Raw genomic sequence first — 17,441 nt, forward strand, 5'->3', positions numbered from 1 at the left:
GAATCAGAAGCGTTCCCAGTGGATCGCGTCGGCCAGTGCCCGACGCGTCCGCCAGCCGAAACGCTCCAGATCGGGCACCTCCTGGAACTGGTCCACCTTGCCGACGCACAGCCACGCGATGGGGCGGACCGGGGCCGGGATGTCCAACAGTTCGGTGAGGTACTCCTCGTCGTAGAACGACACCCACCCGACGCCGATGTTCTCGGCGGCCGCGGCCAGCCAGAGGTTCTGGATGGCCAGCACCGCCGAGAACAGGCCGGTGTCGTCGATGGTGTGCCGGCCGAGGATGTTCTGGCCACCGCGCGACGGATCGTAGGTGACCACGATGCCGGTCCCGCTCTCGCGGATGCCCTCGATCTTGATGGGGTCGAACGTCTTCCGGCGATCCTCGGGCAACGAGTCGGCGAAGGCACGGCGACGGTCGGCGACGTGGTCGGCGAACGTCGCGAGGGTGTCGGGGTTGCGGACGACGATGAAGTCCCACGGCTGCGTGTTGCCGACGCTCGGTGCCGCGTGTGCCGCACCGAGCACCCGTTGCAATGTCTCGTCGGGGATCAGCTCGCCGCTGAACTCGGCGCGGACGTCACGGCGTCGGCGGATGGCTTCGTATACGGAAACAAGAGATTCGGTCACCACCCCACGGTAGCCGTCCCCGGAAAGCCCTCCCGGTAGAGCTGCTCGCGGGTATCCGATCAGGCGTCGACGGTGTAGCGGTGCACGCCCATCATCGTGTCCGCGTCGAGCCCCTCGGCCTCGGATTCGGTGCAGGCGTCCAGCATCGCGTCCACCGAGTCTGGATCCAGGTCGGTGCCGATCACGACCAGTTCGGTCCGACGGCGCTCGCCCGGGTTCCACCGCTGCGGATGGAACGCGATGTGGTCACCCACCACCTGCAGCAGGTACTTCTGTTGATGACCCCGCACGCCGAAGTACACGTACCCCTTGATCCGGTACACGCCCGCGGGCTGCTTCTCCAGGAAGCGGATGAGCCGACGCGGGTGCATCGGCAATTCGGACGCGAACGTGACGCTGTCGTAGAGCGTGTGGATGTGCGTGTCGTGATCGCCGCCGCATTCCCCGCAACCGGCGGCGTCTGCTGCGTCGGCGAGCAGATCGTCGAACGACAACTGTTGTCCCGGCCGGGGTTCGGGCCGCGGGGCACGGTCGAACAGCAGGCCGGGATCCACGCGCCCCTGCACGGTGGAGACCACAGCCGCCCGCGGATTGATCCCGCACACGTCGCCGAGAAGGGTGTCGTGGTCCTCCCCGCCGATGCGGTCCGTCTTGTTCAGCACGATCAGGTCGGCGATCGCGATGTGCTGGTCCAGTTCCGGATGCCGCGCCCGGCTGTTCTGGTACTCGGCACCGTCGACGAGCATGACGAGACCGCCGTACGTGATGTACGGGTTCTCACTGCCGAGTACCAGCCGAATCATGTTGCGCGGCTCCGCGAGTCCACTCGCCTCGACGACGATGACGTCGATCTCCGACGTCCGGTGCGCCAGCCGGTCCAGCATCGCGTCCATGTCGCTGACGTCCACCGCGCAGCACATACAGCCGTTGCTGAGCGCCATCATCGAATCGACTTGCCCCGCAACCATCATCGAGTCGATGTTGACCGAGCCGAAGTCGTTGACGATCACGCCGATCCGGGTGCCGCCGTTGTTGCGGAGCAGATGGTTGAGCAGGGTCGTCTTTCCCGACCCGAGGAAACCGGCCACGACGACGACAGGGATCGACCGCGGACCACGTTTCTTCGCCACTCCTCGATCCTCCGCGCCCCGAGTCACCTACATCACCGACCGGCCATGCTACTCGGTTGGGGCCGGTGTGTTTCCACTCGCGCGAGAGCCCATACAACAATGCCCCGGTCAAATGCCATATCGTTGGCGACATCGACGCACTCTCCCACCTGATCCGCACTCGCCCGGCGACCGAGCTTCTCGTGTCGTCGCCCTCCGAGGTCTCCAGGACCCTGGCCTCGCTGGCCACCGTCAACCCCTACTTCGTCGCCACCACAGGCGATCCCGGCCTGGGCGACTGGCGTCCGGCGAGTCGGCTGTACGACGAAGCGGACGCGCTCGCCGAGGTCGTCGGACATGTCGGAGCGCGCATCAGCTCGACGGAGTATCGCGTCGCGGCGTCGACGCTGTTCCTCGGGTATGCGGCGCGGTTGTGGTCGCTGGTGCTGGGCGGGGCCGTCCGTGATCGACGACTGCTGGACCTGGATCCGGCCGAGTTGCTGTGGCTCGACGACCACGGTCAGATCCGGTTGCACGTGCGCGAGCCTCGCGGCTGGGAGGGCGCAGATCTGGTGGATCTCGTGCGGGCGATGGTCCTCGACCGTCACCTCGAACCGATGGTCGACTCGATCCGGTCCGCCGAGCCGATGTCCGAGCGCCTGCTGTGGGGCAATGCGGCGTCCGCACTGATCGGGGCGGCGCGTGTGCTCGACGGCGACACCCGCACCGACGCCATCACCGTGACCGAGACGATCCTCCGTGATCCCCGCCTGACCGACACCGTCGACCGTGAGGGCGCGGGCTACCGACGTCGGAGCTGCTGCCTGTTCTATCGCACGCCGGTCTCCGGATACTGCGGCGACTGTGCGCTCACCGGTCCGAGCGAATCCGTCCACCACCAGGGGGACGAGTCGGTGTGACCACCGCAGGACCCGGCCACGCCACGATCGAGTTCGGCCGGTCGCACGTCCACCTGCGCACGGCTGACGCCCAGTCCGACGTCTCGAGAAATGGTCATTCGACCCAGCCGACGTGCTTCAGGCCACAAATTGCACTACAGTTCAAAAAGTTGCCCGACCCCCCCTGGGCAGCAACGGGCCCGCCCAGAATTCCCCCCCTGCCTGGGCGGGCCGTCGGGTGGTGGCGCGTGAGACTACTCCGCGTCACCACCCGGCACCGTGTGCGAGGATCCGTCGATGATCCTCGAGCATGCACCACTGCAGGTGAGACCGGGACAGGCCGCCGCATTCGAAGCGGCGTTCAGCCAGGCCAGAACGATCATCTCGGCGATGAAGGGGTTCCGGCGCCTCACGCTCTCACGCTGCCTCGAACGCCCCGGCGCTTATCTCCTCCTGGTGGAGTGGGACACGCTCGAGGACCACACCGAAGGGTTCCGCGGATCGGCGGAGTACCAGGACTGGCGTCGGCTGCTGCACCACTTCTACGACCCGTTCCCCACCGTCGAGCACTACGCGCCCGTCGACGACGCCTGACACGCCCGCCACTGGCGCGGCGTGCAGGGACCGCCGGGGACGGCACCCGACCCTGCAGAATGAGCGCTCATGGAATCACTTGCCATCCTGAGTGACGTCGACGCCGGCGAGCTGCTGACCCTGCAGCGGGCCGCCTACGTCACCGAGGCACAGGCCCACCACGATCCGAACCTTCCGCCGTTGATGCAGACGTCGGAGGAGCTGCAGCGCGAGCTGCGGGACGACGCGGTGCTCGCCCTCGGACTGCGCGACGACTCGTCGCGACTGGTGGCAGCGGTGCGCGTCCGCATCGGGCAACCCGACCGCCGGACCGCCGAACTCGGCCGGCTGGTGGTCGCACCCGACATGCAGGGGCGGGGCCTGGGCAGCAGGCTACTGTCCCTCACCGAGCAGCATCTCCCGGAGTCGGTCACCGAGATGCGGTTGTTCACCGGCGAGTTCAGCAGCGGGAACCTGCGGCTGTACGCGCGGTTCGGCTATCACGAGACGCACCGCACCCCGACACTGTCCGGCTACGATCTTGTGCACCTCGCCAAGACCGTCGGCTGACGGCCGTCCGCGCCGATCGGCGATACGTAAAAACTCCGGGCCACGATCGTGATGATCGTGACCCGGAGTTTCGGAGTGGAGCTAAGGGGACTCGAACCCCTGACCCCCACACTGCCAGTGTGGTGCGCTACCAGCTGCGCCATAGCCCCGTGTTGAGTTGTTCTCTGCGCTTCGGGAGTGACTCCCTCGTGCTGAAAGAAAGTTACACCATCGCCGTCGCGGGCAACAAATCGCCTGGTCAGAGGAAAGCAGGCCGTGGTGGCCGACCCGGTCTGGGTCGGCCACCACCGGGTCCTACTGCGTCACCTGCGACACCCAGTCGGGGTTGCCGAGCGCGTCGATCACTTCACCGTTGTGGACGACGGCCGGGGTGCCGGTCGCGCCGGACGCGGCGAGGGCCTGACGGCCGGTCTCGGCGTCCGCGGCAGCCTGCTGCATCCGCTCACCGCTGGTGATGCAGTTGACGGCGGCCTCGTTGGCGCCGGCGTCCTTCGCGAGCTTCGCGAGGTCCTCGTTGGAGAGGTCCGACTTGCCGTTCTCCGCGGGCTGGTTGGCCGGCGAGAACAGCTCGCCGTGGAACGTGGAGTACGCGATGGCGTCCCCGGTCTGGGCGACGCACTGCGACGCGGCGACCGCGCGCGTGGAGAAGTCACCGCTGGCCGAGAGCCGGTTGAGGAAGTTGAGGATGTGGTAGCGGACCGCGAGCTTGCCGTCGTCGACGGCCTGCGCCACCTCCTGGCCGTGCTTCTGCTCGAGCTGCGCGCAGAACGGGCACATCGGGTCCTCGAACACGTCGATCGTGTTCGTGACGTCGGGCAGGCCGAGGCGCACGACGCCGGCGTCCTCCATCGTCACCTGGACGGCGGAGTTCTGCACCCCCCCGTATCCCTCGTTCCGCGGCTTGTCGTTGTCCTTGGTCAACAGGATGCCGCCGATCACCAGCGCCGCGATCACGACGATCGCGAGACCGCCGACGATGTACGTGGCCTTGCTGGAGGTCGGTTGAGGGTTGTACTTGGCCGACTTCGGCTTCTTCGAACTCACTTCGCGTCCTTCGTCATAGGTGTGAGATCCGTTCGGGGAACTGACTGCGGCGCCTGCTCCATCATGTGGGCAGGCACAGCTCGACGACTACTCTGCCACCGCTGCCTGAGCGGGTACTGAGAGCGGTCCGCGGGAGCGCGGGCCGAGGGACAGCGGGCTCCGCGGGAACACCACCAGCCACACCGCCAGCGCCAGGAAGCCGACGTCGCGGGCGACCTCCCGCGCGTAGTCCCACCCGTCGACGTCGGCGACACCACCGCCGCCGAAGCAGCCGCAGTCGATCGACAGACCGCGCGCCCACACGGAGACGATGACACCGATCAGAACGAGCAGCGCGGCCGCCGACACGATGGCGGTCAGTCGCACACCCAGGCCGATCACCAGGAACAGTCCGAGCGCGATCTCGAACATCGGCATCGTGTACGCGACGGGACGGACGAGATCCTCGGGCAGCAACTGGTACGCGCGCACCGCGACGACGGTCTGGGTGGGGTCGATGAATTTGATCCATCCGGAGATCAGCCACACAGCCGCCAGACCGAAGCGCGCCAACAGGCTCACAATGCGTATCCACACGCCCCACACGCTACCGAACAGGTATGCCTCGGCTTTCTAGATCATGTGCGTTTTCGCAGCTAGATTCGGCTGTGTGAACGACTCTGCCCCCGATCCCGACACGTCGAACACGGCGTCCCCGGCCGCCCGGCCGCACGACTTCGACCACACGCATTCGGACGTCTCCGGCGGCTGGCTGCGCGCGGCGGTGTTCGGCGCAATGGACGGTCTGGTGACCAACACGTCGCTGATCGCGGGCGTCGGCGGCGCGGGCGTGGAAGCACACACGGTGATCCTCAGCGGTGTCGCAGGTCTGGTGGCCGGCGCATTCTCGATGGCGCTCGGCGAGTACACGTCGGTGTCGACGTCCAACGAGCAGATCGACGCCGAGGTGCGGGTCGAACGCCGGGCATTGCGCAGGCATCCCGAGGCGGAGGAGGCCGAGCTGGTCGAGACCTTCACCACAATGGGCATGAGCGAGCAGACGGCGACGGCCGCGGCCGCGGAGGTGCACGCCGACACCGAGCGTGCCGTCAACATCCACATCACCCACGAGCTGGGCGTCAACCCGCTGGAGAAGCCGTCACCGCTCGTGGCGGCCGGCTCGTCGTTCGTGATGTTCTCGATCGGCGCGATCATCCCGCTGATCCCCTACCTGCTGGGGTTCGAATCGCTGGTCGCGGGGCTCGCGGTGGGCGGCTTCGGTCTACTGCTCGCGGGCGCGCTCGCGGCGCACTTCACCGCCCAGTCCAGGATCCGTGGCGCACTCCGGCAGCTGGTGTTCGGTGCGATCGCGGTCGGTGCCACCTACGTGGTCGGCGCGCTCATCGGAATCGGTGTGCCCGGCTGACGCTGCATCCGACGCCTCCCCGTCGGTGTCGGTGTCGTCCGGCACCCGCCCCTTGGGCACCAGGAACCACAACACCATCGGCAACAGCATGATGGTCCCACTCACGGCCCAGGCCGCGCCGTAGGACCAGGCCTGCGCCACGATCCCGGCGACGAGCGGGCCGGCGAACGCGCCCACGTCGTTCATCATCTGGAACAGGGCCAGGACCGGGCCACCGCGCCGCTTGGACCCGACGACGTCGGCGACCGCGGCCTGCTGCGCCGGTCCCATCACACCCGACCCGATGCCGCACACCGCGGTCGCGATCAGGAATACGACGATGTTGTCGCTGGCCCCCATCGCGATCGTGGACACTCCGCAGATAGCCAGTCCGACGAGCATGAACGGCTTGCGGCCGATGCGGTCGGTCATCCGCCCCGCCTGCATCAGGACGGCGGCGTTGCCGAGCGCGAACACGGTGAGGGCGATCGCGGCCGTGGTGCCGTCGCCGTCGAGCATCTCGACGACGAACAACGGCACCAGCGAGATCCGGACACCGAAGATCACCCAGCCGGTGACCAGGTTCGCGCCGAGTGACGCCCGGAACATCGACGACTGGAGTCCCTCTCGGATCGTCATGATCGGCATCGCCCCGTGGACCTCCGGCGCGGCCAGGTGCGACTTGCGGAGCGCGAAGAACACGACGGTCGCGGCAACGAGCAGGGCGACCGCGTAGATGACGAACGGGACGCGCAGACCGAACCGCACGAGTGCGCCACCGAACAGCGGTCCCGTGATCGTGCCGATCAGGAACGCCGCCGAGTACACACCGGACACCCGCCCGCGGCCACCGGGTGGCGACATGCGGATCAGCAGGCCCAGTGCCGACACGGTGAACATCGTGGACCCGATGCCGCCGAGACCCCGGAACACCAGCAGCTGCCAGTAGTCCTGCGCGAACGCGCACGCCCCCGTCGAGACCGCGGTGATGATCAACCCTGCCAGATAGGTGGGCCGCTCCCCCAGCTTCTGCACCAGGGTGCCGCTCATCGGCGCGAAGATCAGCCGCATCAGCGCGAACGCGCTGATCACGGCACTGGCGGCGGTGACGCCGACGTCGAAGCTGCGGGCGAACTGCGGCAACGCGGGCGCCACGATGCCGAACCCGACGGCGACGATGAACGCCGACACGACGAGTACCCAGATCTCCTTGGGAAGTTTCGCCTCAGCGCTCGTCGAGGTAGACGTCAATTTTCTCATTGCCGATCAATCTATCGGCGCACTCGAACGGTGGTTCAGCCCAGTCCCAGTGCCCGGGAGACCACGTCCTGCGCCGCGGCCTGCACCTGCGCGAGATGGTCGGGGCCACGGAACGATTCGGCGTAGATCTTGTAGACGTCCTCGGTGCCGGACGGCCGCGCCGCGAACCAGGCGTTCTCGGTGGTGACCTTGAGCCCGCCGATCGCCGCACCGTTCCCGGGCGCCGACGTGAGCGTGGCCGTGACCGGTTCACCGGCCAGGTCGGTCGCGGTGACCTGTTCCGGCGACAGCTTCGACAGCACCGCCTTCTGGTCGCGGGTCGCGGGCGCGTCGATCCGCGCGTACGCGGGATCGCCGAACTGCCGGGTCAGTTCCCGGTACCGCGCCGACGGGCTCTGCCCGGTGACCGCGGTGATCTCGGCCCCGAGCAGCGCCAGCAGGATGCCGTCCTTGTCGGTGGTCCACACGGTGCCGTCGTGGCGCAGGAACGACGCCCCGGCGCTCTCCTCACCGCCGAAACCGAGCGAACCGTCCAGCAGTCCCGGAACGAACCACTTGAATCCGACCGGCACCTCGACGACGGGTCGGCCCAGCCCGCCGGCCACCCGGTCGATCATCGAGGAACTGACGAGGGTCTTGCCGACCTTCGTGGTCGGCGACCATCCCGCGCGGTACGTGTAGAGGTAGTCGATGGCGACCGCGAGGTAGTGGTTGGGGTTCATCAGCCCGCCGTCGGGGGTGACGATGCCGTGCCGGTCCGCGTCGGCGTCGTTACCGGTGGCGAGGTCGAACCGGTCCCGGGCAGCGATCAGCGACGCCATCGCGTACGGCGACGAGCAGTCCATCCGGATCTTGCCGTCACCGTCGAGGGTCATGAACCGCCACGTCGCGTCCACCAGGGGATTGACCACAGTCAGGTCGAGCCGGTGCCATTCGGCGATGGCGCCCCAGTAGTCGACCGATGCGCCGCCGAGCGGGTCGGCCCCGATCCGCAGGCCCGACGCCCGGATCGCGTCGAGGTCGAGCACGGTGGGCAGGTCGTCGACGTAGGCGGCGAGGAAGTCGTAGCGCCCGGCCGTCTCGAGCGCCCGCGCGAGCGGGACACGCGCGACGGCGGACAGTCCCGAGCGCAACAGGTCGTTGGCGCGGTCCGCGATCACGGTGGTCGCATCGCTGTCCGCGGGGCCGCCGTGCGGCGGGTTGTACTTGAAGCCGCCGTCGCGCGGCGGGTTGTGCGACGGTGTGACGACGATGCCGTCGGCCCGGGCGGCCGGACCGGACGCGTTGTGCCGCAGGATCGCGTGGCTGACCGCTGGCGTCGGGGTGTAGCCGTCTCGTGAATCGATCACCACCGCAACATCGTTGGCGACCAGAACCTCGAGCGCTGTCGCCCAGGCCGGCTCCGACAGCGCGTGCGTGTCGCGACCGAGGAACAGCGGACCGGTGATGCCCTGCGCGGCGCGGTATTCGACGATGGCCTGCGTCGTCGCGAGGATGTGGGCCTCGTTGAACGCCGAGTCGAGGCTCGAGCCTCGGTGTCCGGACGTCCCGAACACCACCTGTTGCAGCGGATCCGCCGGGTCGGGGGTGCGCGTGTAATAGGCGGACACCAGATGCGCCAGATCCTCCAGATCCTCCGGCAACGCCACCTGTCCCGCTCGTTCGTGCACCATCTACCCCTCCGACTTCGACCCGATGAAACGCTGTGGAACGCTTCGGCTCCATCGTGCCAGGACCGGAGGCTACCGGCCGGTTCACGAGGTGATCCGAAACCCCGCCCACGCGAATCCGATACCGACGGCGAGACTGGCCGCGACATACACCGCAGACGTCACGGACCGCCGCACCCGGGTCAGACCGACAGCCTCGTTCGCGAACGTCGAGTATGTGGTGAGGCCCCCACAGAAACCGGTGCCGAGCACTGCGAACACCGCCGCCGGCAGCGTCGCGCCCGCGAGCAGACCGAGGATCAGACAGCCGACGACGTTCACGACGAACGTGGGCACCGGGAAGCTGCCGTACGAGTGCAGGTGTCGTCCGGCGAGATACCGCACACCCGCGCCGACGCCCCCACCGAGCGCGACCCACAACACCGTCACGACACCGACCCCCGACGCGTGTGCCACACCTCGCCTATCCCCATGCCGAGACGCGCGGCGAACAGCGCCGGCACCAACGTCGCGAGGAGGTACAGCACCGCGACGCCCGGGTTCTGCACGACATCGACCGCGAACGTCGAGAACGTCGTGAATCCGCCCAGCACCCCGACCCCGAGGAACAGCCGCCACAACCGGTCCGGTCCGACCATCGCCGCGAGCACTCCGAGGAGCAGCGAACCGACGACGTTGACCACGACGATGGTCCAGATACCGGGGAACTGCTGGGCCAGCAGGTAGCGCACACTCGCACCGATCGCCCCACCTGCCGCGACCACGGCCAGCGTCCGCGCCTCGGTCATCGCCCGCCGTCCTTCCCTTGCGGTCACCGCGCCTGTGAGTCGGTCCGGCCCGCGCGGGACCGACCGCGCGAACCCGGCGTCCGCGCCCTCATGATCATCGCCGCCACGAAGTATCGGCACGGCGATTGTCCGTCATTGACGAACCGGTGCGGGGCGTCCGCCTCGAAGTACAGCGTGTCCCCGGCGGCGAGCACCCATCCGCTGTCGCCGACGCCGACCGTGCGCCGGCCGTCGAGGACGTGCACGAACTCGTGCGAGTTGGGGGCGTACGCCGGGAAGTGCCCCGCGTCGCACCCTGGAAGACGCGGTCGGGGTACCGGTACTGCGTCGAGGAATCGATCTATCTGGCGCCGTGGGCCACCGGTCGACGGCTCGGCGGTGCGCTGCTCGACCGGACGCTCGCCGAATGCGCCCGCCTCGGCATCCGCGAGGTGATCGCGGTGCTGACGTCGGAGACCGGCGCGCCCGGCTCCGGCTCGTACCACCTGCACCGCAGCCGCGAGTTCGAGGTTGCCGGACGGCTTCTCGACGTGGGGTTCGAACACGAGACGTCCCTCGACACGATCATCATGCAGCGCGCGCTACCCGATCATCCACGCGGCGGCAACGGCACGAAATAGCTGGTGCGATGCTGGTAGTCGCGGTACCCGGGCCGCTCGGCCATGTGCTGCTCGAGCAGGCGCGCACCCGTGGCGAAGACGAGGAAGTACGTCATCGCCAGCGGCGAGAGGATCGTGAGAACGCCGGGCCACGTCTGCGCGGCGACGAGGAAGATCCCCCACCACACGCACGCGTCGCCGAAGTAGTTCGGATGACGAGTCCAGCCCCACAGGCCGCGGTCCATGATCGTGCCGCGATTCGCCGGGTCCGCCTTGAACGCCGACATCTGTGCGTCCCCGACGGATTCGAACACGACCCCGACCGTCCACACGATCACGCCCAGTACGGTCAGCACCCCGAAGGGCCCGCGCGTGACGGCGGCGACCTGAACGGGCAGAGAGACGAACCAGAGCGCGATGCCCTGCGTGATGTAGATCTTGCGGATCGCGGTGAGCGTCCGGTTCCCGCCGGCGTCGTCGAGGAGCTTTTCGTAGCGCGGGTCCTCTCCGTGCCCGCGCGAGCGCCGCTCCATGTGTATCGCGAGCCGCAGTCCCCACACCGCAACGAGGCCGGCGAGCAGCCAGCGTCGCCACTCGTCGCCGTCGCCGAATGCCGCCGCAACCAGCGCAACGAGGACGAAGCCGACACCCCAGGACACGTCGACCACATTGTGCCGGGCCCGCCGGAACCCGAAGGCGGCGGTGACCACCATGAGGATGACGATCGCGATCACACTCGTGATGGTGACGAGCGCGAAACCGCCCCAATCGAAACCGTTCATCTCGAGACCATTCATCGCGCCGCCCATTCCGTCCGCACGTTCCCCACCTCGAGGCCCGCGGCCTCGACAAGTCCGACGGTCTCCCCCGGCCCGGTCGTCGTCATCACGCATCCCTCCGGTCGAGGACGATCTGCTGCACGTCGAGGTAGCCCGAGCGGAACCCGGCCTCCGAGTAGCAGAGGTAGAAGTGCCACATCCGGCGGAAGACGTCGTCGAATCCGAGCGCGGCGACGTCGTCCGCGTTCTCGGCGAACCGCTCGTCCCACAGCCGCAGCGTCCGCGCGTAGTGGTCGCCCATCGACAACCGTTGCCGCACGCGCAGGTTCGTCTGATGTTCGGTGATCTCCTCGATCGCCCGGACGGATGGCAGGAATCCGCCGGGGAAGATGTACTTGTGCACCCAGGTGTAGGTGTTGCGGGTGGCGAGCATCCGGTCGTGCGGCATCGTGATCGCCTGGATCGCGACTCGTCCACCGGGCGCCAGCACCCGATCGAGGGTGCGGAAGTAGGTGCCCCAGAACTGGTGTCCCACGGCCTCGATCATCTCCACCGACACCACCGCGTCGTACCGGCCGTCGACCCGCCGGTAGTCCAGCAGATCCACCTGTACCCGGTCGGCGTATCCGGCCTCGGCGATCCGCTTGCACGCCAGGTCCTGCTGCTCGGTGGACAACGTCACCGATCGAACGGTCGCGCCGCGGGCGGCCGCCCGGATCGCGAGTTCGCCCCAGCCCGTGCCGATCTCGAGCACCCGGCTGCCCTCGCGCACACCCGCACCGTCGAGCAGGTGGTCGATCTTGCGGTGCTGGGCCGAGACCAGGTCGTCCCACGACGGGACGGTCTCGTCGCGTCCGAACAGCGCACTGGAATAGGTCAGCGTGTCGTCGAGGAACAATCCGAACAACTCGTTCGACAGGTCGTAGTGGCGCGAGATGTTCGAGCGGGTGTTGCGGGTGGTGTTCTTCTCGCTGCCCGGCGGCTTCGGAATCACCATGCCCCGCAGGCGCTGCAATGGGCCCGGGATCAGCGTCGCGGCGCGGGCCGCGAACACCTCGAGCACCGCGGTGAGGTCGGGTGCCGACCAGTCACCGGCCATGTACGCCTCGCCGAAGCCGATCAATCCACTCCGGCCCACCCGCGCCGTGAAGTCACGCGGCCGGTGCACGAGCATGACCGGCGCATCCGGCGCGGCGGGATCGCCCAGGACGCGGCCGTCGGGGAACTCGACCCGGACAGGCAGTCGCGAGACGGCGTGCCGGAACAACCCGTCGGCGATCCGGCCGGCGGCCTGCGCTCGCGGCCCGCTCGGCACCCGGTGCAGATCTCCCCAACTGCAGCGGCCCGTGGTCGAGTCGGGCGAGATCGAACTCCGGGTCGTGGCCCCGATCGTGGTCGCGGTCATCACACTGCCTCCTGTCGCTGATGCACGGGCCGAGGGCGTATCGGCAGCCCCCTCGCCCACAAGCGGATTCCCTGCCAACGGATCTGCGCGGCCACCCGCAACGGGGCCAGCGGCACCTCGAGCGCCGCCCGGAGGACCTCGCGCGTCGTCGCGTCCCGCCGTTCGCCGATCACGGTCGCGACGAACGGCGACTGCCCCTCACGCTCGAGGGAGATGACCAGCCGTAGCGCGGCGCCCGGGACCGGCAGGGTCATCCGGTACTCACCGTCGACGTCGTTGAACGGCGAGACGTAGAACTCCTTGGTGGCACGCGCGGCCCCCGCGCTGTCCGGCCGCAGCAGGTAGCAGTGCCGCTCACCGTAGGTGTTGTGCACCTCGGCGATCACGCAGACCGGTCGGCCGTCCGCGTCGTGGCACCAGAACACGCTGAGCGGATTGAACACGTATCCGAACACTCGAGCGTTGCTGAGCAGCAGCACCTTTCCGCCGTCCAGGTCGATCCCGTGCGCGGCGAGGAAGGCATCGACGTTCTGCCGCAGGGTCCGCGACAGATCGCCGAGGTGGTCGGAGGACGCGAATCCGGCGAGCGGCGCCAGCAGCCTCGGAAGGTGCGGAAGGCGCGGCAGGTTGTCGACGTCGACCAGCCAGCTGTAGCTGCGATAGCGGAAGACGTTGTGCAGCGGGGCGGTTCGTACGTGACTGATCACGGTCCGGTAGATCGCCGGCGTCTCGGGAATCGACTGTGTGGTCATGTCCATCGCCCTCCGACACTCTCCGCGGCGCGCAGTCCGGACAGCGCGCCGTCCTCGTGAAAGCCCCAGCCGTGGTAGGCGCCGGCGAACGCCACGACGTGGTCGCTCAGCTCGGGCAGCCGGCGCTGCGCGGCGAGCGAGGCCGGCGTGTACTGCGGGTGCTCGTAGACCATGGTGTCGAGCACCAGGTCCGGATCGACGACGTCCTTGCCGCCCAACGTCACCAGGTAGCGCTCGCCGGTGTCGGGCAGTTGCTGCAGCCGCGTCATGTCGTAGCTCACCAGCACCTGCTCGGGCCGCGCGGCGCAGAAGGGGATCCGGTAGTTCCACGACGCGCGGGCCCGCGACCTGCGCGGCAACACCGATTGGTCGGTGTGCAACTGGGTGTGGTTGACCGAATACGGCATCGCGCCCAGCACCTCGTGCTGCAGCGGAGTGGGCGCCGCGAGCATCTTCAGCGCCTGCAGCGGGTGGGTGGCGACCACCACCGCGTCGAACCGGCGCAGCCGGTCTGCGTCGTCGCGGATCTCGACATGATCCGCGTGCCGGTGTACGGCCCGCACGGGCGTCGAGACCCGCACGTCGTCGATGTGGTCGGCGATGCGGCGCACGTATTCGGCGCTGCCACCGCGCACGGTCCGCCAGGTGGGCGAACCTCCGACACCGAGCATTCCGTGGTGGTCGAGGAACGTGAACAGGTAGCGGGCCGGATACTGCAGCGCGGTCTGCGGGTCGCACGACCACACTGCCGACACGAGCGGCGTCATGAAGTGCGCGACGAAGTAGGGAGCGAAGCCTCCGGTCGCGAGGAAGTCACCGAGCGTGATCTCGTCGGCGTCCCCGTCCTCCAGCAGGGCGGATGCCCGGCGGTGGAAGCGCTTGACCTCGAGCAGCATCCGCACGTACTCCCCGCGCAGCAGAGTCGACACGGTGGGCGCCAGCCCGCGCAGGCCCTGGCCGCCCGAGTACTCGAGCCCGCAGCCGTCGCAGCGCACCGACATGCTCATGTCCGAGTCCTGCGTCGGCACATCGAGTTCGGCGAACAGGCGAAGCAGGGTCGGGTAGGTGCGGTCGTTGTGGACGATGAAACCGGTGTCCACCGCCAGACCGTCACCCACCGGTGTACGCACCCGATGAGTGTCCGCGTGGCCACCGAGGCGTCCGTCCGCCTCGTAGAGCGTGACGTCCGCGTCCTTCGCCATCACCCAGGACGCGGTCAGCCCGGCCACACCTGCACCGACCACCGCAATCCGCCGTCTCTCGCCGCTACCTGTCACGACCACCCGTCCCTCCGCCGCTGTCCTGCTGTCACGAGGCATTCGGAGGCGACAGGCGCCGCGATTGGTCCAGAACGAAATCGACCACGATCCGGTCCACAGCCCAGCGTGTAGCGTTGAGGTATCGCGCAGCACTTCACGTCGAGCGTTCTGCTCACACGGGCCGCGATTGGAAATTAGCGGCCGATTCGCGGCCACACCAGGAGCGTCAGGTGACGCACACTTCTACCCACTCGGACCTGAAACGTACCGCGGCTTCCCCCGGGGACGGACAGCCGTTCCCGACACCGACCCGAACCCCGCGACTGCTTCTGCGGACGGGCGGACCGCGCGACGTCGACGGGGTCTGGTGGCCGCGCACTCGGAACCTCACGGTCGAACTGCACGACCTGATCACCAAACTCACCCCGAGTCTCGGCGCCGTCGCGAGCATCCGGTTCGGCTGGAACTCCGTCAGCATGATGCAGCGGCGAATCGACATCGACGACGGCGTCGAGATCACCGGCCCCGAGACGGGCCAGCCGGGCAACGTTCTGCGCGTCTACGGGCGAGGCGGCCGCCACCTCGACCTCGTCGTCGTGCGTCCCGGACTCGACACCCACTACGGGTATCAGCTCATGCGCCGGGTCGTCGATCCGTCCTGGGCCCGGCCGCCGGTAAACGCGTCCGCGGCAGTCCCGGAGGAACACGGACGGCCCCCCGCTTGACCCCACCGCCGAGACAGCAAAAAGGCCCGGTCGGAAGGCGATTACCTTCTGACCGGGCCCGTTTGGTGGAGCTGCCGGGAATCGAACCCGGGTCCTCCGCCGCTTTGCCAGGGCTTCTCCGTGTGCAGTTCGCTATGTCTCTACTTGGATCTCCCGGTCTCGCGAACAAGCCGTGATGACGATCCCAGTCGCTGTTGGATGTCCCGCCCCACTCCGCGACCGAGTGGAACGGTAGAGCCCTCTAGCTGATGCCAGGGTCCGGGGCGAGGGCACACCCGGTCTGACAGACACGCAGTCGCTACTTAGGCAGCGAGGGCGTAGTCGCGCTGATTGGAATCGGCGCTTATTGGTTTGCAGCGACGCTTACGGTGGTCTCTTGCCTGCACCGACACGCTTCCCCTGACTCAACGTACGCAGTCGAAACCGTTCAGCCCCGTACGTCCCCGCGTCTCTCGCGGGGCTACTTACTTTAACCCGCGCGGACGCGCGAATCATCCCAATTATCGCCGACCGGTTCGAACCGCTCCCCGGCACCCCCACGACAGATCACCCCATCTGCGCATTTCCCCGTTCCGGGTCGCCTCGTTCCGTTAATGTCGTGCCCCGAGACGGCCGGTCGAGTGACGTTCGCCACTCGCTACTCGTACGGGGGAAACAGGGTATGAGTTCGTTCGCACGTCGATTGATGTCCGCTGCCACGCTCGCGATCGCGGCCGTGGTGGTGGGCACCCTCGCGTCACCGGCCTCGGCAGGCGCGGAGCCCGCCTACCCCACCCCGTACAGCGACCCCTTCTACGCCGCCCCACCCGACATTGCGTCGAAGGCGCCGGGCGACGTCCTCGAGAGCCGGCGCGCGGACACGTGGATCCTGCCCGGCACCGAGGTGTGGCAGATCAAGTACCGGTCGACCAACTCGGCCGGTCGACCCATCCCGGCGGTGACGACGGTGATCAAGCCGGTGGGCGCACCCGCCGACATGCCGGTCCTGTCGTATCAGGCGATCGTCAACTCCCTGGGGTTGCGATGCGCGCCGTCTGCGGCCCTGTTCACCGGCGAGATCAAGGACGCGTTCGGAATTCCCCTGGCGCTCGCAATGGGGTGGGCGCTCGCGATTCCCGATCACCTGGGCCCCGACAGTGCGTACGGCGCGGCCAAGCTCGGCGGCATGATCACGCTCGACGGGGTTCGCGCCGTCAAGCACCTGCCCGAGCTGCGCCTGGGCGGCAGCCCGGTCGCCCTCGCCGGATACTCCGGCGGCGGCATGGCCACGGCCTGGGCCGCAGCCCTCAACCCCACATACGCCCCGGACGTGAAACTTGCGGGCGTCGCACAGGGCGGCGTTCCGGCGAGCATCGAGGAGATGGCCGTGGGGCTGGGCCTGGCCGACCGGCACCCCGGCTTCGGTCTCGGCTTCGCCGCGGCGGTGGGTCTCGAGCGGGAGTACCCGGATCGTCTCCCGCTCGGCTCCCAGCTCAGCCCCGCCGGGATCGCGCTGCGCGACGAACTCAAGGACGAGTGCCGCACCCTGATCATCGCGAAGGGCCTGCTGCACAGCGTCAGCGAGGTCGCGAAGTCCACGAGCCTGATCCAGGACGAGGACGTGCGCGCGGTGATGCGTGAGAACAGTCTCGTCGACTTCCCGGGCGTGCCGACCGCGCCGGTGTTCATGTGGCACGGCGCGTCCGACGAGCTCACGCCGTTCCGGTCCGTGGCCGCGACCGCCGACCGGTACTGCAAGGCCGGTGCGACGCTCGAGTTCCACGCCTACCCCATCGCCGAACACATGACGAACGCCGTCGTCGGCCTGCCCGAAGCCTTCATGTATCTGAAGGATCGCTTCGCCGGCCTGCCCGCTCCGAGCAACTGTTGACCCCCGGCAGAACCGTTTACGCCAGGTCGCGAATCGTATATGTCCATCCCTCGAGATTCGTTCGCCGAAACACCTGGACGGTCGTTCAGGTTCCCCTAGCCTGCTCGCCAGATAGCTGACGC

18 protein-coding genes, 1 tRNA gene, 1 other RNA gene and 1 pseudogene are annotated in these 17,441 nt (G+C 68.3%); 6 read left to right on the forward strand and 15 right to left on the reverse strand.

The window, feature by feature from the left end; translation table 11 throughout:
• Positions 1–3: 3 nt before the first annotated feature.
• Together bluB and HUN07_RS18560 are read right to left on the reverse strand one after the other, a co-directional pair.
• Positions 4–633 (reverse strand): 5,6-dimethylbenzimidazole synthase, encoded by a 630-nt coding sequence (bluB, locus tag HUN07_RS18555; RefSeq protein ID WP_174911768.1) that lies wholly within the window; start codon positions 631–633, stop codon positions 4–6.
• Positions 634–692: 59 nt separating this feature from the next.
• Positions 693–1,763: a CobW family GTP-binding protein gene (locus HUN07_RS18560; protein WP_174911771.1), complete on the reverse strand. Its 1,071-nt coding sequence runs from the start codon at positions 1,761–1,763 to the stop codon at positions 693–695.
• Positions 1,764–1,945: 182 nt separating this feature from the next.
• Here HUN07_RS18560 and HUN07_RS18565 point away from each other — a divergent pair, with 182 nt between their 5' ends.
• The 3 genes from HUN07_RS18565 (at position 1,946) to HUN07_RS18575 (ending at position 3,784) form a co-directional block, all read left to right on the forward strand.
• The gene (locus tag HUN07_RS18565; RefSeq protein WP_174911774.1) at positions 1,946–2,662 is read left to right on the forward strand and encodes a (2Fe-2S)-binding protein; all 717 of its coding nucleotides are present in this window, start codon (positions 1,946–1,948) and stop codon (positions 2,660–2,662) included.
• A gap of 276 nt (positions 2,663–2,938) precedes the next feature.
• The gene (locus tag HUN07_RS18570) at positions 2,939–3,235 is read left to right on the forward strand and encodes an antibiotic biosynthesis monooxygenase family protein (RefSeq protein WP_114722616.1); all 297 of its coding nucleotides are present in this window, start codon (positions 2,939–2,941) and stop codon (positions 3,233–3,235) included.
• Positions 3,236–3,304: 69 nt separating this feature from the next.
• The gene (locus tag HUN07_RS18575) at positions 3,305–3,784 is read left to right on the forward strand and encodes a GNAT family N-acetyltransferase (RefSeq protein ID WP_174911777.1); all 480 of its coding nucleotides are present in this window, start codon (positions 3,305–3,307) and stop codon (positions 3,782–3,784) included.
• A 76-nt stretch (positions 3,785–3,860) separates the two neighbouring features.
• On the opposite strand, the gene HUN07_RS18580 is transcribed toward HUN07_RS18575, so the two are convergent.
• The 3 genes from HUN07_RS18580 to HUN07_RS18590 all read right to left on the reverse strand — a co-directional run bounded on the left by HUN07_RS18580 (position 3,861) and on the right by HUN07_RS18590 (position 5,404).
• Positions 3,861–3,933: transfer RNA gene (locus HUN07_RS18580), tRNA-Ala, on the reverse strand.
• Between the two features lie 145 nt (positions 3,934–4,078).
• On the reverse strand, positions 4,079–4,828 hold the full coding sequence (locus tag HUN07_RS18585) for a DsbA family protein (RefSeq protein WP_114722567.1): 750 nt from the start codon (positions 4,826–4,828) through the stop codon (positions 4,079–4,081).
• A gap of 87 nt (positions 4,829–4,915) precedes the next feature.
• A complete protein-coding gene (locus HUN07_RS18590) occupies positions 4,916–5,404 on the reverse strand; it encodes a MauE/DoxX family redox-associated membrane protein (RefSeq protein WP_114722617.1) in 489 nt (162 codons plus the stop codon).
• Positions 5,405–5,477: 73 nt separating this feature from the next.
• Here HUN07_RS18590 and HUN07_RS27105 point away from each other — a divergent pair, with 73 nt between their 5' ends.
• Entirely contained in the window at positions 5,478–6,233 is a 756-nt protein-coding gene (locus HUN07_RS27105; protein WP_254622592.1) for a VIT1/CCC1 transporter family protein, read from the forward strand.
• Positions 6,234–6,272: 39 nt separating this feature from the next.
• Here the strand turns inward: HUN07_RS27105 and HUN07_RS18595 are convergent.
• From HUN07_RS18595 to HUN07_RS18635, 9 genes and pseudogenes are all read right to left on the reverse strand, one after another.
• A pseudogene (locus tag HUN07_RS18595) lies at positions 6,273–7,472 on the reverse strand (MFS transporter); the annotation flags it as partial.
• Between the two features lie 35 nt (positions 7,473–7,507).
• The gene (gene pgm / locus HUN07_RS18600; protein WP_174911782.1) at positions 7,508–9,145 is read right to left on the reverse strand and encodes a phosphoglucomutase (alpha-D-glucose-1,6-bisphosphate-dependent); all 1,638 of its coding nucleotides are present in this window, start codon (positions 9,143–9,145) and stop codon (positions 7,508–7,510) included.
• Positions 9,146–9,226: 81 nt separating this feature from the next.
• Entirely contained in the window at positions 9,227–9,571 is a 345-nt protein-coding gene (crcB, locus tag HUN07_RS18605; protein ID WP_174914859.1) for a fluoride efflux transporter CrcB, read from the reverse strand.
• Positions 9,568–9,930, reverse strand: coding sequence for a fluoride efflux transporter FluC (locus HUN07_RS18610; RefSeq protein ID WP_114722571.1), 363 nt, complete (start codon positions 9,928–9,930; stop codon positions 9,568–9,570). Before HUN07_RS18610 ends, crcB begins: the two co-directional genes overlap by 4 nt.
• A 23-nt stretch (positions 9,931–9,953) precedes the next feature.
• Positions 9,954–10,475 (reverse strand): cupin domain-containing protein, encoded by a 522-nt coding sequence (locus HUN07_RS27525; RefSeq protein ID WP_368077024.1) that lies wholly within the window; start codon positions 10,473–10,475, stop codon positions 9,954–9,956.
• Between the two features lie 44 nt (positions 10,476–10,519).
• On the reverse strand, positions 10,520–11,311 hold the full coding sequence (locus HUN07_RS18620; protein ID WP_174911785.1) for a DUF1295 domain-containing protein: 792 nt from the start codon (positions 11,309–11,311) through the stop codon (positions 10,520–10,522).
• Between the two features lie 103 nt (positions 11,312–11,414).
• Positions 11,415–12,713 (reverse strand): SAM-dependent methyltransferase, encoded by a 1,299-nt coding sequence (locus tag HUN07_RS18625; RefSeq protein ID WP_174911788.1) that lies wholly within the window; start codon positions 12,711–12,713, stop codon positions 11,415–11,417.
• Positions 12,713–13,471: a DUF1365 domain-containing protein gene (locus HUN07_RS18630; RefSeq protein WP_217487148.1), complete on the reverse strand. Its 759-nt coding sequence runs from the start codon at positions 13,469–13,471 to the stop codon at positions 12,713–12,715. Before HUN07_RS18630 ends, HUN07_RS18625 begins: the two co-directional genes overlap by 1 nt.
• A complete protein-coding gene (locus HUN07_RS18635) occupies positions 13,462–14,784 on the reverse strand; it encodes an NAD(P)/FAD-dependent oxidoreductase (RefSeq protein ID WP_174911793.1) in 1,323 nt (440 codons plus the stop codon). The genes HUN07_RS18630 and HUN07_RS18635 overlap by 10 nt, the downstream gene beginning before the upstream one ends.
• Positions 14,785–14,954: 170 nt before the next feature.
• Between HUN07_RS18635 and HUN07_RS18640 the strand changes: the two genes are divergently transcribed.
• A complete protein-coding gene (locus HUN07_RS18640; protein WP_174911796.1) occupies positions 14,955–15,449 on the forward strand; it encodes a DUF5994 family protein in 495 nt (164 codons plus the stop codon).
• Positions 15,450–15,512: 63 nt separating this feature from the next.
• Here HUN07_RS18640 and ssrA read toward each other — a convergent pair.
• Positions 15,513–15,884, reverse strand: a transfer-messenger RNA (tmRNA) gene (gene ssrA / locus HUN07_RS18645).
• A gap of 226 nt (positions 15,885–16,110) precedes the next feature.
• On the opposite strand from ssrA, the gene HUN07_RS18650 reads away from it, so the two are divergent.
• Entirely contained in the window at positions 16,111–17,319 is a 1,209-nt protein-coding gene (locus tag HUN07_RS18650; protein ID WP_174911799.1) for a lipase family protein, read from the forward strand.
• Positions 17,320–17,441 lie beyond the last annotated feature (122 nt).

Origin of the sequence: Rhodococcus sp. W8901 (assembly GCF_013348805.1) — a bacterium.
Taxonomy (GTDB): domain Bacteria; phylum Actinomycetota; class Actinomycetes; order Mycobacteriales; family Mycobacteriaceae; genus Prescottella.

Coding starts and splice junctions, on each gene's coding strand:
- HUN07_RS18570 (WP_114722616.1), top strand. CDS start 2,939: ATGATCCTCGAGCATGCACCACTGCAGGTGAGACCGGGACAGGCCGCC.
- HUN07_RS18610 (WP_114722571.1), bottom strand. CDS start 9,930: ATGACCGAGGCGCGGACGCTGGCCGTGGTCGCGGCAGGTGGGGCGATC.
- HUN07_RS18635 (WP_174911793.1), bottom strand. CDS start 14,784: ATGCCTCGTGACAGCAGGACAGCGGCGGAGGGACGGGTGGTCGTGACA.
- HUN07_RS18625 (WP_174911788.1), bottom strand. CDS start 12,713: ATGACCGCGACCACGATCGGGGCCACGACCCGGAGTTCGATCTCGCCC.
- pgm (WP_174911782.1), bottom strand. CDS start 9,145: ATGGTGCACGAACGAGCGGGACAGGTGGCGTTGCCGGAGGATCTGGAG.
- HUN07_RS18630 (WP_217487148.1), bottom strand. CDS start 13,471: ATGGACATGACCACACAGTCGATTCCCGAGACGCCGGCGATCTACCGG.
- HUN07_RS18620 (WP_174911785.1), bottom strand. CDS start 11,311: ATGAACGGTTTCGATTGGGGCGGTTTCGCGCTCGTCACCATCACGAGT.
- HUN07_RS18650 (WP_174911799.1), top strand. CDS start 16,111: ATGAGTTCGTTCGCACGTCGATTGATGTCCGCTGCCACGCTCGCGATC.
- HUN07_RS18575 (WP_174911777.1), top strand. CDS start 3,305: ATGGAATCACTTGCCATCCTGAGTGACGTCGACGCCGGCGAGCTGCTG.